The organism is Telluribacter roseus, from assembly GCF_017355915.2.
Taxonomy (GTDB): Bacteria; Bacteroidota; Bacteroidia; order Cytophagales; family Spirosomataceae; genus Telluribacter.
This window is the reverse complement of record NZ_JAFEUV020000001.1, coordinates 259,541-276,586: the sequence shown is the minus strand read 5'-3', so window position 1 is coordinate 276,586 and position 17,046 is coordinate 259,541. Positions and strand designations below refer to the sequence as shown.

Sequence of the window (17,046 nt, the reverse complement as noted above, 5' to 3'; positions counted from 1 at the left end):
CTCTAAGCCAGCCACTCGCCCAGCTTCTGCTCATAGCAGTCCAGGAAGGTATTGAATGCCTTCTGGAGCTGGGGCAGGGCCTCGGAGAGCGTGCTGGTATCATCGACTTTGAGGCGGCCTTCGGCCTCGCGGGCTATCTCAGCTACCTGCATGACACCTACCGTACCAGCACTGCCTTTGAGTGTGTGCAGGTTGCTCTTAACGGTAGGTATGTCGTCGTTATTGAAGGCGCTGATAGCTTCATTGACCAGCTCCGTCGACTCTGCCACGAACTCTTCGTATACCGATTGTACCAGGTCTGCTCCGCCAATAGCCTTGAGCTGATCTACAATGCCACGATCCAGTACCGGCAGCGCCATTTCCTGCGCTATTTCCTGCTGTTTTTGTCCCAGCTTACGGTTGGTGGCCCCTCCGATCATTTCCTTCACCTTGTTGACCAGTTGCTGGGCCCGGATGGGCTTGGGTATATAATCATCCATACCCTGGCTCAGGAAACGGTCGCGGTCTTCCTTCATGGAGTAGGCGGTCATTGCCACAATGGGAGGTAGTCGTTTTCCAAACTTCTTCCTGAGCTCACGGGTTGTTTCGACGCCATCCATATCGGGCATCTGAATATCCATAAACAGGATATCAAAGTAGCCATTGGGGTTAGCAAATACTTCTTCCACCTTTTTGATAGCTACAAAGCCATCCTCCGCGGTATCCACCTCACAGCCTGCTTTTTTCAATATTTCGCTGGCCACCTTACGGTTGACCAGGTTGTCATCCACCAGCAGGATACGCGGGTGGTACTCACTGAATATATTATTAAAAGATACCTCTTCGTCTTTCCCCCCAATGGAGGCTGGTGAAATACTGGTTTCCTTGGCTTCAAACGTAAACCAGAACATACTTCCCTCTCCCACATTAGATACCACACCAATGTCTCCGTTCATCAGCTGGCACAGTCGGCGCGAAATGGCCAGTCCCAGACCGGTACCTCCGAATGTCTTACGGGACGAGTTATCCAATTGCGTAAATGACGTAAAGAGCAGGTTCTGGTCTTCTTCCGAAATACCGATCCCCGAGTCATATACCTCTACCTTGATCTTATGGTACTTACCCCGGCTTTCTTCCAGACATACCTCAATACGGACAGCCCCGTTTTCAGTAAACTTCAGGGCGTTGGATGTCAGGTTGGAGAGGATCTGCAGCAGACGGGTCTGGTCGGCTATGATGTACTTAGGCAGCTCCGGGGCCAGGTGGTAGGTCAGGGTATTGCCCTTGTTACGAGCCGTCTGCCCAAATAGCGCCACCATCTTTTCGAGCAGCTCGGCCAGCGACAGCGGCGCCTCGTGCAGTACCATCTTACCGGCTTCGATCTTGGACAGGTCCAGGATGTCGTTCAGGATGTGCAGCAGCGTTTCGGATGAGCGCTTGATCGTCAGCACATAGTCGCGCTGCTCTTCGTTGAGGCTGGTATTGACAAGCAGGTCTATCATCCCGATCACCCCATTCATAGGCGTCCGGATCTCGTGGCTCATGTTGGCCAGGAAGCCTTCCTTCACTTTCAGCGAGTGCTCGGCCTGCTCTTTAGCCTTGCGAAGCTCCAGCTCGTTTTTCTTCAGTTCGGTGATATCACGGGCCAGGGCGGCTATTTCCAGCGGCTTGCCTTTTTCGTCGGGGAAGAGCAGCATGTTGAGCATAAACTGCCGCTCCGAGCCATCCTTGACCCGCAGGGGTACCTCAAAGTTACGAAGGCTCTTGTCGCGGCGGAGCCGGATCAGAGCCGCGTGGATTAGTTGAGGCTCAATAAAGAATTCAGAAATATTGCGCCCCAGTACCTCCTGCGGGGTGTAGCCGGAACGCTTGAATACCGACGGGCTCACCATCGTGATCTGCCCTTTCCGGTCTATCCGGACGTAGATATCCTGCAGGTTTTCGAATATGCCCCGGAATACCTCCTCGCTTTGGCGCAGGTCTATTTCGGCCTTTTTCCGGCGGGTAATGTCGCGGGCTATACCGGATACTTCCTCAATGAGGCCTCCGGTGTACAGGATGGGATTCAGGTAAAACTCCAGCCATAGGTCTCCGCCGCCCCGCTTGTCGATTTTAAGCTCGAAGTACTGCGCTTCCCCCTTGAATGCCTGACGGTAGCGGTGCTCAAGGAGGCGACGGTTCTCAGGGCCCATCATCCGCCAGCCCAGCTTCTCGGTACTTACGTTGAGCGAAGGCGGCATATTCAGCTGGGCCTTGATCAGATCGGCGTAGTTGCGGTTGAATGAAGTCAGTTGCAGGCTCTTATTGACCGACCAGATCAGGTGGGAGCTACTGTCAAAAATGGCGTTGAGGCGGGCGGCGTACTTGGCCAGTTCCTCCTCGCTTTGCTTACGGGCTATAGCCAGTGCCACCTGCCCCGATATAAACTCGAGCAGCTCCAGATCGCGGGCGTCGTAGGTATTGGGATTGTCGTACGACTTCACCCCAATGATACCCGTTACGCGATCACCGATCCGAAGAGGTACACACAGCAGTACCTTCGGCGTTACGCCGTACAGGTACAGGCTGTTGGTAGTAGCCAGGCGTTCGATATCTTCTTCGTACAGGAATAAGGGACGGTTGGAAGCAATGGCAAATTCGGTCAGACCGTTGCCCAGCTTGCGCTTGGTGAAGCGCAGGTTGCCCTGGAAGTACTCATCCACGTAGTACGGGAACGACAGAAAACTTTTGTTCTGGTCGTAAAGCGCAATAAAGAAGTTTTTGACATCGATGATCTTGCCCAGCTCCTCGTGGATGTTGTGGTACAGGTCGTCCAGGTTCTGGGTACTGATGGTCCAGTTGGCAATGCTGTAATACAGGCTCTGGGCTTTTTCGGCCCGGATCTTCTCGGTAAAATCATGCAGAATACAGCGAAAGGCCGTGGGCTTACCCTGGTCAAACCGGCAGTTGACACTACCCGTCAGGAATATCTTACGGCCCTCTTTGCTGATAAATACCGTTTCAAAATCGGGCATGGGATTACCCGCCTGAATATGCCGAAGTTGCGCCAGCGCCTCGTCCCTGAACTGCGGATGCAGAATATCCGAGATGGTCATGGCGGCGATCTCTTCCAGTCCGTAGCCCAATACCTCCCGCCAGGCGCGGTTGACGAATATAAACTTGCCATCGAGGGTAATGAGCTGGATCAGGTCACTGGTATTATCCACCAGGTCCTGCAGCTGCGAGTTGGACTTGGACAGGGCCGACTCCATGCGTCGGCGGCGGGTAATATCCTCGCCTACTACCGTAAACAGCCCCGGCTCACCGTCCACCTCATGCATCAGCACCGAGTTGACGGACATGGTACGCGGGCTGCCATTCTGGCCCAGCATGGGTATCTCCCGGCGCTCTATTTTGACTCCCCGGAATATGGCGTCCTCCAGCGTATCGCGTACCTCATCCTGATCTTCTTCGGGTATCAGCTTGTCAAACAGGCTGTACCCAACCAGATCAGACTCCAGCCATCCGGTCTTCTTCAGGGTGTACGGACTCACCGACTTGATCACTAAGTCAGGGGTGAGGCTGATGCCAATAAGCCGCAGGTGTTCTAAGGTACTATGTATGGTATGCCAATCGGCATAAGATCGTATTGTTTCCATTGTTGTTCTTATGAAGCGATAACCTAAATTAGGTTATATTCTTTAATCAATAAATCTACGAATTTAGACGTAATTTTAGGCGTTGTTACTGCATTATCAAAACCAGATTCTTTTGAAAGTACGCGCCAAAAAACATCTGGGTCAGCATTTTCTCCGCGATCTGCGTGCCGCTGAGCGCATCGTAGATAGCCTGACCCTGCACCGACAGTACAGCCAGGTGCTGGAAATAGGCCCCGGCATGGGGGTCCTGACCCAGTATCTGCTGCCACACCCGGAGTACACTACCTATGTCATAGAGATTGATACTGAATCCATTGCCTATCTCAAGGAGCACTACCCTTCGCTGGAAAGCCGCATCATCGGCGGTGACTTCCTGCGGTGGAATATCAATGAAGTTTTTCAGGAGCCCTTTGCTATTATCGGCAACTTCCCGTACAACATATCATCCCAGATATTCTTTAAAGTACTGGAGGTGCGGGATATGGTACCTGAGGTAGTGTGTATGCTACAGAAAGAAGTAGCCCAGCGCATTGCCTCTCCGCCCGGTAGCAAAGACTACGGCATCCTGAGTGTGCTCCTGCAGGCTTACTACGACATTGAGTACCTGTTTAGTGTACCTCCGGGTGCTTTTGATCCGCCCCCGAAAGTAAACTCGGGGATCATACGGCTCCGCCGCAACCAAACTACCAGCCTCCCCTGCGACGATAAGCTATTTTTCAGGGTGGTCAAGACGGCCTTTAACCAGCGGCGCAAGACCCTGCGTAATGCGCTGAAGCCGATGGGTATGGTACCTGAGCACCCGTTGCTTGATAAGCGGGCCGAGCAGCTGGGTGTGGCACAGTTTGTGGAGCTGACTCAGCTAATTGGGAGTGCCCCACCGGGACCCGCCGTGGCTCCCACTGATACTAGTGAGTAAGAATACCTGTGAATAGAGTACTATGACATTTGAATTAACCAAAGAGTACGTAGAGCGCATTCAGGATCTGATCGAAAAGCAGGACGCTGCTACCCTCAGAGCCGAGATGGAGGAACTGTACCCCGCCGACGTAGCAAGCCTGCTGTATGAGCTTGATACGGAGCCCGCCCGCTACCTGCTCAACCAGCTCGATACGAAAGTAGGCGCCGAAATCCTGGCTGGCTTTGATCCTCACGACCGGCGTGATTTCCTCAAGCATTTTACCTCGGAAGAGTTAGCCCGATACGTTAACCTGTTTGACTCGGACGACGCGGTGGACTTGCTCAACGAGCAGCCCATCCGGATCCGGGAAGAGGTGATCGCCATGCTGGAAGACCGCGAACAAGCCCGCTTTATCCTGGACCTGCTGCACTACGACGAAGATGTAGCCGGTGGATTGATGCAGAAAGAATTGGTTAAAGCTAACGTCAACTGGACCGTGAACCAGTGCATAGAAGAGCTACGCAAACAGGCTGAGGACGTAGAAAAGGTATACGCGGTATACGTGGTAGATGACAACGACCGCCTGCTGGGAGTACTTTCGCTCAAAGGCATTGTACTGGCTCAGAAGTACACCAAGATCGAGAGCCTGTACGACAAGGACATCATATTCGTGGAAACGTATCGCCCCGCCGAGGAAGTAGCCGAACTCATGCGACGCTACGACCTGGAATCGTTGCCGGTGGTCAATGTGCAGGGACGCCTGCTGGGCCGGATCACGATTGACGACGTAGTGGACATCATTGCCGAACAGGCCAGTTCGGATACCATGGCTATGGCGGGTATAACCGGTGAGGTAGAGGAAAACGACACCGTGTGGGAACAAACCCGGGCTCGTCTGCCGTGGCTCCTGGTAGGTATCATGGGGGGAATACTGGCGGCCAAGTTTATCAGTTTTTTTGAGGGTGATCTGGTCATAGTACCTGCTATGGCGGCCTTCATTCCCATCATCGGTTCTACGGGGGGTAACGTCGGTATCCAGACCTCCTCCATCATACTGCAAAGTCTGTCCGATAAATCCGGCCTGGATACGGGCGTCTGGCCCCGTTTGCTCCGGATGTTTGCGGTTGCTTTGATCAACGGGCTTATCATCAGCGTGATCGTATTTGGGTTTAACCTGCTTATAGGCAATGAGGTGCAATTGGCCATAGTGGTATCTACGGCGCTTATCTCGGTGGTATTTCTGGCGTCTTTCATGGGTACTGTCACTCCCTTGGTATTGAATAAGCTGGGGATCAATCCGGCCGTGGCCTCGGGTCCTTTTATTACTACCGCCAACGACCTGATCGGCTACGGCGTGTACTTTGGCCTGGCCCATCTGCTGTTGGATCTTTAGGTGAGTGGCAGTTAGGGATTAGGTGTTAGCTATTAGCTTATACATTTACACTAACACCCGAGGATACATCGCAAGCCAAATAGTAGGAAAAACTCACCAACAATTCAGCATTAGCTACCTAACACCTACTAGCTAAAAGTTAACCACCTCCCCATGATTGCAGTACTACAACGCGTTACCGAAGCTTCTGTCACTATTGAAGGTACTATACACGGACAAATCGAAACCGGATTTCTGGTGTTGCTGGGTATCACCCATACCGACACGCGGGAGGATGTAGAATGGCTGGGCAAAAAGATTGTGGGCATGCGCGTATTTTCGGATGAGGAAAAGAAGATGAATCTGGATCTGAAAGCGGTGGGAGGAAATGTCCTGCTCATTAGCCAGTTTACCCTCCACGCCAGCACCAAAAAGGGCAACCGTCCTTCATTCATTGAAGCGGCCAGGCCGGAAGTAGCCATTCCCCTTTATGAGCAGATGATCCATTTCCTGAGTCAGGAGCTGGGCTCCCCCATCCAGACCGGCCAGTTCGGAGCGGATATGAAAGTCCGCCTCCTCAACGACGGCCCCGTTACCATCCTCATTGATTCAAAGAACAGGGTATAAAAGTAGGAAAGGTGGAAAGGAGAAAGGGAGGAAAGTATTTATAATTATAAATTTGGATTGCAGACTGTCGATTTATAATCTCCAAAGTCAAATCGATAATTCGAAATCGACAGTCAAAAATTTACTCACTCATTCACTAAATCACTCATTCACCAATGACAATTGACGAGGCGCAACAACAGGTAGATGACTGGATCAAGACGTACGGTGTACGGTACTTTTCGGAGCTGACCAACATGGCCATCCTGACCGAGGAGGTAGGTGAGCTCGCCCGCATTATGGCCCGCACCTACGGTGACCAGTCGTTCAAGAAATCAGATCTGGAAAAAGACCTGGGCGATGAAATGGCGGATGTACTCTGGGTACTGATGTGCCTGGCCAACCAGACCGGCGTTAACCTGACCGAAGCTCTGCAAAAGAACATCGAAAAGAAGACCCAGCGCGATAAAGACCGGCACAAGCAGAACCCAAAGTTGTAACAGGTCCTATGGAATGATTTTTTGAGCGGGTGAGTAGATAGATCTTGTCACTCAACCCGTATGGAAACAGCCGCAAATGAACTTTGGCAGGTACTGCAAAACTACTACCATTCCTTTATAAGATTACTTCCACGGCTCGGTCTGGCCATCTTCGTCTTTCTTATCACTCTCTTCATTGCTTCACAGCTCAGGAGGTGGTTACGGATGCGGATACTGCAGCAAACCAAGGATAGCCTCCTGACAGGATTTCTAGCACAACTGGGCTACTGGATTATCCTGTTGTTTGGGTCGGTCATGGCCTTGGGCTTCATAGGCCTGGATGACGTTGTGACCAAGATCCTGGCAGGGGCGGGACTTTCGGCTTTTATACTTGGCTTTGCCCTGAAAGACATCGGCGAGAACTTCCTGGCCGGTATCCTGCTGGCCTTCAAGCGCCCCTTCCGCATTGGCGACCGCGTCGAGACTAACGGGATCAACGGGCGGGTTATAGGCCTTAACCTGCGCGAGACCATTATTAAGACACTGGACGGTAAGGATGTATACATGCCCAATGGGCTCATCCTGAAAACCCCGCTCATCAACTACACCATGGACGGCTATCTGCGGCTTGAGTTTACCATTGGGCTGGATTACGAAGATGATCTGGCCAAAGCCATTGATATTATACTTACCGCCGTGAGCAGCGTTAAGGGAGTGATCAACGAGCCTCCGCGTATCCCTGAAGTAAGTATAAGTGAGCTGACCAACAGCAGCGTCAACATGAAGGTCTACTGCTGGATCAATAGCTATGATCCGGATGTAAGCGCCCAGACCGTACGAACTACAGCAATCCGAAACGCCATCGAGGCACTCGCAAAAGCAGGCTACTACCTCCCGGCTGACATCATTGAGATCAAAAACTACCAGGGACGCGAGATTGCTACGGGAGATCCCAATAAGCAGGCGTCCTCCTAGTGTAGCTGATGTTACAGGCCGTACTTATCCAGCAGGTACAGCATGGCGGCCATGGAAGCCGCTCCCATCTCAAGCTCCCGTCGGCTTACTGTATCAAAGGTATCCGAGGCGGCGTGGTGGTAATCGAAGTAGCGCTGTGAATCAGGTACCAGACCTAGTAGTACGGTCCCCAGCTGCGCTAGTGGACCTATATCAGCACCTCCTCCACCAGGACCGATCTCATGGAGTCCGTAAGGAGCCAGCAGTGGCTGCCATGACATTACCCTAGCCTTTTTGGCGGCATCGCCTACCACCCCAAATCCGCGGGGCACAAAGCCTCCCCGGTCTGACTCAATGGCGGCTATGTGCTTTTCGTTTTTGGACCGGGCCGAGTCGGCGTAGGTAATACCCCCTTTCAACCCGTTTTCTTCGTTCATGAACATCACCGCCCGCAGAGTTCGCTTAGGCTGGTAACCCAGTGCTTTCAGCAGTCGGAGCGCTTCTATCGCCTGTACGCAGCCTGCACCGTCGTCATGTGCTCCCTGCCCCAGGTCCCACGAATCCAGGTGACCGCCTACGACCAGGATTTCATCAGGATGGGTGTTTCCTTTGAGTTCTCCAACCACATTATGCGACGGAGCATCGGGTAGAGTTTCTGAGTTTTGCTGAAAGAAAAATTCCAGGTCAGGATTGCTCTTCAGCATGTTGCTGAGCAGTTCAGCTCCGTTGGTACTAATACCCGCCGCGGGTATCATAGGTACACCCGTACCGTATCGCATAGCACCTGTATGCGGAAAATCATCTAAGCGGGTAGTCATGGAGCGTACGATGGCCCCTACTGCCCCCAGACGAGCGGCTTCGGTAGCGCCATTTCCCCGCTGGTCTACGGCTCCGCTGTAGGCTTCAAAGGTATTCAGCCTGGTAGGGTCCATGGGGCGGTTGAAGAATACTATCTTTCCCTGCACCTTCTCCTTACCCAGCCCACGAAGTTCCTGGAAGTTTTTCACCTCAATCACTCTGGCTCTGATACCTGCCTTTGGCGTGGCTACCGAGCCTCCCAGTGCGGCTATGGGTACCTCTACCTTCTGCTTGCTGGCCTGTATCCAGGCTTTTTCTTTAGCACCACGTACCCAATGTGGTACCATCACATTCTGCAGAAAAACCCGGTCAAATCCCTCCTGCTCCATAACTTGACGCGTGTACTGTACCGCCCTGGCGGCGCCCTCCGATCCGCTCAGACGGTGGCCTATCTGCGTGGTGAGGTGGCGAAGCCAGTCGTAGGACTTGCCCTCGTTGAGAGCTTTGTCAAATAGCTGACGAATAAATAAAGAATCAGCCTTTTGATCAGACTGCGCCTGTACACGTACAGTCAGTAGTAGCAGTATCAGTATTGTGAGAATAGAGTATCGTAACATAGAGGTAGTTTTGCTCAATGACAAAAATAAAATTCCCGCGCATTCCGGCGCGGGATCGGCATGATATTCCTGATATCTTACAAGCAATCATATTCAAAGCCATATACCTGCGTGGTGGCCGCATTGGATCGGGAGAATAAAGATACGCTGGCCTCGGTAGGCAGGTCAAACTCGTTGTACTGGTACGTAACTACACCAGACTGGGCCACCGTACCATCCGGTGCATAGAACTTAAAACTGCCGGGGTTCTGCCGGCTGATTCCTCCTCCGATGACCAGATTGATCAGCTGGGCAGCCTGGCTATTGCCGTACAGATTGGCTTTGCCATCGTAGTTGCTATATTCTGCCAGCGCTATCTCTAAGGGCAAAGCCGGTACTCGTACATACCATTTCGAAATATTATTATCCTCATCGTACACGTAGCGCCAGGCGGTATTGTCCCAGGTGTATCTGGCTACCCGCCCCTTCTCATCATATTCCAGCCTATACTCCTGCACCGGCTTTGGCCCTGAATTCAATATTTCTGATTTGGCAATCGTTGCAAGCCTACCCTGACTATCGTACGCCAGTTCATACTGGAAGTGCCGGAACGGAGCGGCCAGCGCCGTCTCTCTGAAAATACTTATCTTCCCTTCCCGGTCGTACTCAAACGTGAAGCGTTTTTCGGGGGTACGGGTAGCATCCATCTTGTACTGTAGCAGCCGATACAATCGCTTCTGACTATCGTATTCGTAAGAACGGTACGGGTGGCCATTAAGAGTTTCGGCTTTGATGAGGCAGCCCAACTCCTGAAGAACGGGTTCTGGCTCTCTTTTTTTACAACTACCATTTAATAAAGTAAGTAGGAATACCAGGTACAGTAGTGGTTTAGTCATAGATCTATTAAGGGTGGATGTGGTAGAATAACAGTACCTAAAATAGGAATAAAAACCGGATTCTCGGTACACTTACTCCACGCTCTTACTATTCGATTTTTATATCTGACTAAGGATAATTCATCAATAAAAAAAGCCCCTGGGAGGTACCTCCCAGGGGCTTTGAATTTATCTAATGCTATTATAGTTCCAGCAGCAGACGGGTTGGATCTTCCAGGAGTTGCTTCACGCGCACCAGGAAGCTAACCGAATCACGTCCATCGATAGTACGGTGGTCGTACGACAGCGCCACGTACATGATCGGACGTACTACGATTTCACCATTTACTACCACGGGGCGCTCCACGATATTGTGCATACCCAGAATCGCCGACTGTGGAGCATTGATGATTGGCGTAGACAGCATCGAACCGAATATACCACCGTTGGTAATGGTGAAGGTTCCTCCTGACATTTCATCCATGCTCAGCTTACCATCACGGGCACGGGCAGCCAGACGGATAATCTCCTTCTCGACACCAGCGAATGATAATTTTTCAGCGCTGCGAATCACGGGTACTACCAGTCCGCGTGGTGTAGAAACCGCGATAGAAACATCGCAGTGGTCGTTGTATACAATATCGTCACCGTCGATGTAGGCATTCACTACGGGGAAATCCTGCAGGGCTACACATACGGCTTTGGTGAAGAACGACATAAAGCCGAGGCCTACTTCGTGCTTCTCTTTGAATTTGTCCTTGAACTTGGCGCGCAGGTCCATGATCGGCTTCATATCTACCTCGTTGAAGGTAGTAAGCATAGCCGTCTCGTTCTTGACAGACACCAGACGACGGGCAATGGTACGACGCAGAGAAGACATTTTCTCACGACGCTGTCCACGGTCGCCTGATACTGCAGGAGCCTGCGACTGAGCAGGAGCGGCTGCCTTGGCTGGCTCAGCAGCGGCAGGCTTCGCCTGTGACTTCTCAGCCCGTAGTGCATCTTCTTTGGTGATGCGTCCACCGGTACCAGTACCACTTACTTCTTTAGGATCGATGCCCTTTTCGGCCAGTATCTTAGCGGCAACCGGAGATACATGTCCAGCCGAGAATCCTTTATCGTCACTCTGCTGAGCGGCTGGAGCAGCAGCTGCCGGAGCAGCCGTTGGTGCGGGAGCTGCTGATGCGGCACCTTCACTCGCCTCGATACGGCAGATCGTAGCTCCGATGGCAAGGGTCTCGCCTTCACCCGCTACGATACGCAAGGTACCGGCCGCTTCGGAAGGAAGTTCGAAAGTAGCTTTGTCGGATTCCAGTTCGCACAGGATCTCGTCCAGTTCTACCCGGTCTCCGTCCTTTTTAATCCAGCTGGCAATAGTTACCTCGGTAATGGATTCACCCACAGTAGGTACTTTCATCTCGATAACCTTAGCCTCCTGAGCAACAGGAGCAGCGGGAGCGGCAGGAGCAGCTGGCTTAGCCTCCGGCTGAGCCGGACTACCATAGCCTGAGGCAGCCGTTGTAGCAGCGGCCTCAGAAGCTACTGCACTACCATTACCCTGAGCAGTACCTGCTCCGGACTTGTCGATGGTTGCGATCAGATCACCTATAGAGAGGGTATCACCTTCCTTGGCTTTTATATGTAGTATTCCTTCTGCTTCGGCAGTAAGTTCAAAAGTTGCCTTATCAGAGTCCAGCCCGCAGATCACCTCGTCCATTTTAACAAAGTCGCCTTCGTTTTTGAACCAGGTTCCGATGGTAACTTCCGTAATGGATTCCCCTACGGGTGGTACTTTTATTTCTATTTCAGCCATATTATCAACTTTCTTATGAAGATTAAGTGGTCACTATATACACGATTGGAAATTATTCAAATGCCCGGCGGATGATCTCGGCCTGCTCCTGAGCGTGGATCTTGGCAAAGCCCGTTGAGGGCGAAGCACTCGAGCGACGAGCAATCACTTCCAGCGGCTGCTCTGAATACATGCGCAGCATAAAGGTCCAGCCACCCATGTTGAACGGCTCTTCCTGCACCCAGTATACCTTGGCATTCGGGTACTGTGCGATGTGCCCATTCAGCTGGGTTTTCGGGAACGGATGCATCTGCTCCACCCGGATGATAGCCACATCATCACGCTTATCAGCCTGCTGCTTTTCCAACAACTCGTAGTATATCTTACCTGTACACAGCAGTACTTTCTTCACTTTGTTAGGATCAGCATAGGTATCCCCAATGGTTTCCTGGAACCTTCCGGTAGTTAGTTCTTCCAGTGACGACACACAAAGCGGGTGACGCAGCATCGACTTCGGCGACATCACGACCAGAGGCTTCCGGTAGGGAGCGTTTAGCTGACGACGCATCATATGGAAGAAGTTGGCCGGCGTAGTAACATTGGCAACAATAATGTTATTGTTGGCCGATAGCTGTAGGAATCTTTCTGGACGGGCGTTGGAGTGCTCAGGGCCCTGTCCCTCATAGCCATGAGGAAGCAGCATCACTAGTCCAGTCCAACGGTCCCATTTGGTTTCGCTAGATGTAATAAACTGATCAATCATGACCTGCGCTCCATTGGCAAAATCACCGAACTGAGCCTCCCAGATCACCAGCGCATTGGGGTTAGCCATGGAGTAGCCAAACTCGAATCCAAGTACCCCGTACTCCGAAAGCAGCGAGTTATAGATCATGAAGCGTCCCTGCCCATCCTGGATATGATCCAGGTTGCTGTATTCTGCATTAGTTTGGGCATCGCGCAGGACGGCATGACGGTGCGAGAAAGTACCCCGCTGTACGTCCTGTCCGCTCAAACGAACCACCTTACCTTCGGCCAGGATAGAACCGTAAGCCAGTAGTTCGGCGGTAGCCCAGTTGATGCGCTTGGTATCAAAGATCATCTGCTTCCGATCCTTGAGCAGCTTATCTATCTGCTTTAGAGTGGTGAATCCTTCGGGAACTTTTACTAGGGCCTGACCTATCTTTTCAAGTACCTCAAGAGGAACACCGGTTTCGGGCGATTTCTCAAAATCCTCCGCAGTAGCGTAGCGTAGGTTGCGCCACTCCTGCTCCAGTTTAGGCATAGCGTAAGGCAGCGACTTCTGCTTTACCATATCCAGGCGCTCCTGTAGGAGTGCCTTAAACTCTTTATCCATATTGGCAGCCAGCTCAGCATCCACATAGCCACGCTCAGCCAGTACTTTCTGGTAGATCTCGCGAGGGTTATTGTGGTTTTCGATGTAGCTGTAAAGTACCGGTTGCGTAAACTTAGGCTCATCCGACTCGTTGTGACCGTGACGACGGTAACATACCATGTCAATAAAGATGTCCTTGTTGAATTTCTGACGATACTCCACCGCCAGATGCATACAGTATACTACTGCCTCCGGATCATCACCGTTGACGTGCAGTACAGGGGCATCCACGATCTTGGCGACATCCGTACTGTAGATACTCGTACGGGCATCTTCGAAGTCGGTCGTAAAACCTACCTGGTTGTTGATGACAAAATGTATGGTACCTCCGGTATAGTAGCCTTCGAGACCTGACATCTGCGTTACTTCGTATACAATGCCCTGTCCGGCTACGGCGGCGTCACCGTGGATCAGTACGGGCAGTACCTTATCGTAATCGCTGTTGTACATGCCATCGGCGCGGGCCCTTATAAAGCCTTCCACCACGGGATCTACGGCCTCGAGGTGCGATGGGTTAGGTGCCAGCTTGAGGTACATCTGCTGGCCCGAAGGAGTTTCGATCTGGCTGGAGAAGCCCATGTGGTACTTCACGTCGCCATCACCCCATACCTGGTCGGGCAAGTTACCTTCAAATTCGTTGAAGATCTGCTCGTAGGTCTTGCGCATGATATTGGCCAGTACGTTCAGACGACCGCGGTGGGCCATACCGATCATTACTTCCTTAACGCCCAGCTCACCAGCCTTGTTGATCATGGCGTCCAGCGCCGGAATGGTAGTTTCGCCACCTTCCAGCGAGAAGCGCTTCTGTCCAAGGTACTTGGTGTGCAGGAAGTTTTCGAATACGACAGCCTCGTTGAGTTTCGACAGGATGTGTTTTTTATCCTCTATCGAAAAATTCATATTCAAAGCCTCTTTCTCGATCTTCTCGCGAAGCCATTGTTTCTGCTCGCGGTCACGAATGTAGAGGTACTCGAATCCTATATTACCAGTATATATTTTCTTCAGGGCATCCACGATCTCCCGCAGCTTGGCCGGACGACCGAAAACTTCTACCCCAGCTTCGAAGACCTGATCCAGGTCAGCTTCGGTCAGGTTGAAATCCGACAGGTTCAGCATGGGTTTGCGATCCAGACGCGGACGAATAGGGTTGGTCGTAGCCAGCAGGTGTCCGCGCGAGCGGTACCCTCTGATCAGGTGTACGACTTCCATTTCTTTCCGTATCTGGGCAGGATCTGCTTTTCCTGTTGCAGCAGCCTCTTTTGAAGCTACTCCATTAGCATGTCCATTGGCTTGTCCATTGACCGGATATTTCAATGAAAACTCGAAGCCCTCAAAAAATTTGCGCCATCCCTCATCTACGGAGGAAGGGTCTTGCTTGTAGGAATTGTACAATTCCTCTATGTAAGCACCGTGTGAATTAGCTATATATGAATATTTATCCATCACAAATGTGATTTTTCTTTTGTGGGGCAAAGTTACGAGATGTTATCTAAACAAAACACAAAAAAAACTCCTTTTTACAGGATGCATAACCAATTATCCTTTTGCCTTTGTGCTTACTTAGTTCCGATGAAAACCAGACGGATTAGGTACAAACTTCAGCATAAGTTCATGCATACCAGCAGGAGCTGTATTGGATGTCAAACTTCCCCTTTCTATTGCCCTTGAATTGAACATGTATCCTACTCTTACATTATTTGAAACCTGCACTTCGGCAGAAAGTTGTAAATAATTTTGAACAGCCGTGCGAAAAGAAGCTCCCAGCCCCACCCGCTCGTAAAACCAGGCACGTGCTCCCACATCTACCCGAAGCCGGCTGCCACTCTCCTGAACTACCAGTACCTGAGGCAGTAGGGTGACGTCGTCGGACATATCGTACTGTCCACCGGCCAGCAGGTACAGCGGGCGCCGGTAGACCGATGCAAACTGTCGGCTACCGTACCCCTGATCCAGGAGCTCAGGCTTGGAGATACCGGCGTAGAAGCGGTCAGAACGTAGCCACAGCCCTACCCCCAGACTCCCCAGGGCACGGTTGACCGAAATACCAGACGCAACATCATAGACGGGTAATACATTGACTCCTCCCTGAACCCCGAGTGAAACTTTTAGGGTACCGGTTGCTGCCAGGTGATAAGCGGCCGATCCGTATGCTCCCGTAGTACCATACACGCTCATGCGGTCGTTCAGTGCCTGCAGGCCCAGGCCTATCCTGCCGTTGGCCAGCATACCGTCGGTAGCAAAAGTCTGGGTTATGGGTGAATTGGGCAGAAAAAACCAGCGCCGCCGGAGCAGGACGGTCATATTAAAATCTTCGCGCACTCCTGTGAAGGCCGGATTAATGGCCATGGGATTTTGCTGGTACTGCTCGTAGAGTACTTCCCGCTGCCCAAAAGACCAGGTAGCCGTCCCCATCATAATTAACAACGCACAGCCCGCCCTAGATGCAACTTTGGTAATTATTTTTATCATTATTCTAAAATTTGTTTCAAGTGTAGTCATCCTTTTGGTACAAACCAAAAAAGGACGGGAGAAAACCTCTCCTGCCCTTTTGCCTGCGCACCTAACTACTGCCGGCTCAGTATATTGATTAAAAAAGGTATATCCTCCCCACTACCTGATCAGATAACAGAGAGGATATACTTTGGGGCAGGCCCATCGGGCCGGTTAGAAATAGCGCGGAGTAAGGATTTTGCTCTTACTGAATCCAAACTCATAGCGCAGCATGACTTCGTGGCTGCCGGAGTTGATACTCAGGTTGGATTGTCTGAGGCCGTTCAGCATCATATCATAAGCGTATCCAATCCGGAACTGATCCGTAAGCTGTACCTCCAGCATCCCTACCACGGCGTCGCTTGTATACATTTCGGCGCTGTTCTGGAGGGTACTGTACTGGTTACGCCGGTACGAGGTACCCAGCGCCAGGCGGTCGTTGATCCACAGGTTGATGTTTCCGTCAAAGCCGAGTGGTGCTCCGTTGGCATACTTTACCAGCATCGACGGCTTTAACTTCAGGGAGTTGCTCAGGCCCACTACAAAGCCAGCCATCATGTAAGCGTGACGACGCTGCTTGGCCCGGTGCTCCCCCGAATCGTAATCAGACAGATTATTCACGATCAGCTGCGGTACCGACACGCCGAAGTAAGACTTGTCGTTGCTGATGTAGATACCCGTTCCGAAGTTGGGAAGTATTTTGGAGATATTCGTAGCAAAGGCCGGGTCAACGGTTCCACCCGGATTAAGGCGAGCCTCCGTCAGATCCCACTTGAAGCTGATGGCTCCGGCCTGCAGTCCCAGCCCCAGCGTAGAGCGATCCCCTACCTTGATCCGAAACGCATACGAAGCAAACACGCCGGTCTCGTTCTGCAGACCAATCTGATCGTTGTACACCTGCAGACCCAGCCCTACCCGCTCCTTATTAATGGGAGCGTCCAGGGTAAAGGTCATGGTTTTGGGGGCTCCGTCTACGTTCACCCACTGGTTGCGGTAGAGGCCGGTTGCACTCAGTACATCACGGCTACCCGCATAGGCCGGGTTGAGCGCCATCATGTTGAACATGTACTGTGAGTACATCTTGTCCTGCTGAGCCAGGACTTCGGTACTGCCGACCCCAAGGGTCAGCAGTGCCATAGCAGTCCATTTTTTGATTCGGGGGTACTGTAACATCTT

General features: G+C 51.8%; 12 protein-coding genes. 5 read left to right on the top strand and 7 right to left on the bottom strand.

Going from position 1 to position 17,046, the window contains the following annotated elements:
• Positions 1-2: 2 nt before the first annotated feature.
• The gene (locus tag JTN23_RS01145) at positions 3-3,617 is read right to left on the bottom strand and encodes a PAS domain S-box protein (RefSeq protein WP_247231691.1); all 3,615 of its coding nucleotides are present in this window, start codon (positions 3,615-3,617) and stop codon (positions 3-5) included.
• 112 nt (positions 3,618-3,729) lie between these two features.
• Here JTN23_RS01145 and rsmA point away from each other — a divergent pair, with 112 nt between their 5' ends.
• The 5 genes from rsmA (at position 3,730) to JTN23_RS01120 (ending at position 7,947) form a co-directional block, all read left to right on the top strand.
• A complete protein-coding gene (gene rsmA, locus JTN23_RS01140; RefSeq protein ID WP_262918383.1) occupies positions 3,730-4,533 on the top strand; it encodes a 16S rRNA (adenine(1518)-N(6)/adenine(1519)-N(6))-dimethyltransferase RsmA in 804 nt (267 codons plus the stop codon).
• A 22-nt stretch (positions 4,534-4,555) separates the two neighbouring features.
• Complete coding sequence (gene mgtE / locus JTN23_RS01135) at positions 4,556-5,908, top strand: magnesium transporter (protein ID WP_247231689.1); 1,353 nt, start codon at positions 4,556-4,558, stop codon at positions 5,906-5,908.
• A gap of 153 nt (positions 5,909-6,061) precedes the next feature.
• Positions 6,062-6,514, top strand: a complete 453-nt coding sequence (gene dtd / locus JTN23_RS01130; RefSeq protein ID WP_247231687.1) for a D-aminoacyl-tRNA deacylase — start codon at positions 6,062-6,064, stop codon at positions 6,512-6,514.
• A gap of 155 nt (positions 6,515-6,669) precedes the next feature.
• Positions 6,670-6,993, top strand: coding sequence for a nucleotide pyrophosphohydrolase (locus tag JTN23_RS01125; RefSeq protein ID WP_247231685.1), 324 nt, complete (start codon positions 6,670-6,672; stop codon positions 6,991-6,993).
• A gap of 60 nt (positions 6,994-7,053) precedes the next feature.
• The gene (locus tag JTN23_RS01120; protein ID WP_247231683.1) at positions 7,054-7,947 is read left to right on the top strand and encodes a mechanosensitive ion channel family protein; all 894 of its coding nucleotides are present in this window, start codon (positions 7,054-7,056) and stop codon (positions 7,945-7,947) included.
• A gap of 11 nt (positions 7,948-7,958) precedes the next feature.
• Here the strand turns inward: JTN23_RS01120 and JTN23_RS01115 are convergent, their stop codons facing one another.
• From JTN23_RS01115 to JTN23_RS01090, 6 genes are all read right to left on the bottom strand, one after another.
• Positions 7,959-9,341, bottom strand: coding sequence for a M28 family peptidase (locus tag JTN23_RS01115; RefSeq protein ID WP_247231681.1), 1,383 nt, complete (start codon positions 9,339-9,341; stop codon positions 7,959-7,961).
• 77 nt (positions 9,342-9,418) lie between these two features.
• The gene (locus JTN23_RS01110) at positions 9,419-10,216 is read right to left on the bottom strand and encodes a hypothetical protein (protein ID WP_247231679.1); all 798 of its coding nucleotides are present in this window, start codon (positions 10,214-10,216) and stop codon (positions 9,419-9,421) included.
• A 181-nt stretch (positions 10,217-10,397) separates the two neighbouring features.
• Positions 10,398-12,008, bottom strand: a complete 1,611-nt coding sequence (odhB, locus tag JTN23_RS01105) for a 2-oxoglutarate dehydrogenase complex dihydrolipoyllysine-residue succinyltransferase (protein ID WP_247231677.1) — start codon at positions 12,006-12,008, stop codon at positions 10,398-10,400.
• A gap of 52 nt (positions 12,009-12,060) precedes the next feature.
• Entirely contained in the window at positions 12,061-14,823 is a 2,763-nt protein-coding gene (locus JTN23_RS01100) for a 2-oxoglutarate dehydrogenase E1 component (protein WP_247231675.1), read from the bottom strand.
• Positions 14,824-14,940: 117 nt separating this feature from the next.
• Positions 14,941-15,849 carry a PorP/SprF family type IX secretion system membrane protein gene (locus JTN23_RS01095; protein ID WP_247231673.1) on the bottom strand — a complete coding sequence of 303 codons (909 nt, stop codon included), beginning with the start codon at positions 15,847-15,849 and terminating at the stop codon, positions 14,941-14,943.
• A 195-nt stretch (positions 15,850-16,044) separates the two neighbouring features.
• A complete protein-coding gene (locus JTN23_RS01090; RefSeq protein WP_247231671.1) occupies positions 16,045-17,043 on the bottom strand; it encodes a PorP/SprF family type IX secretion system membrane protein in 999 nt (332 codons plus the stop codon).
• Between the last annotated feature and the right edge of the window lie 3 nt (positions 17,044-17,046).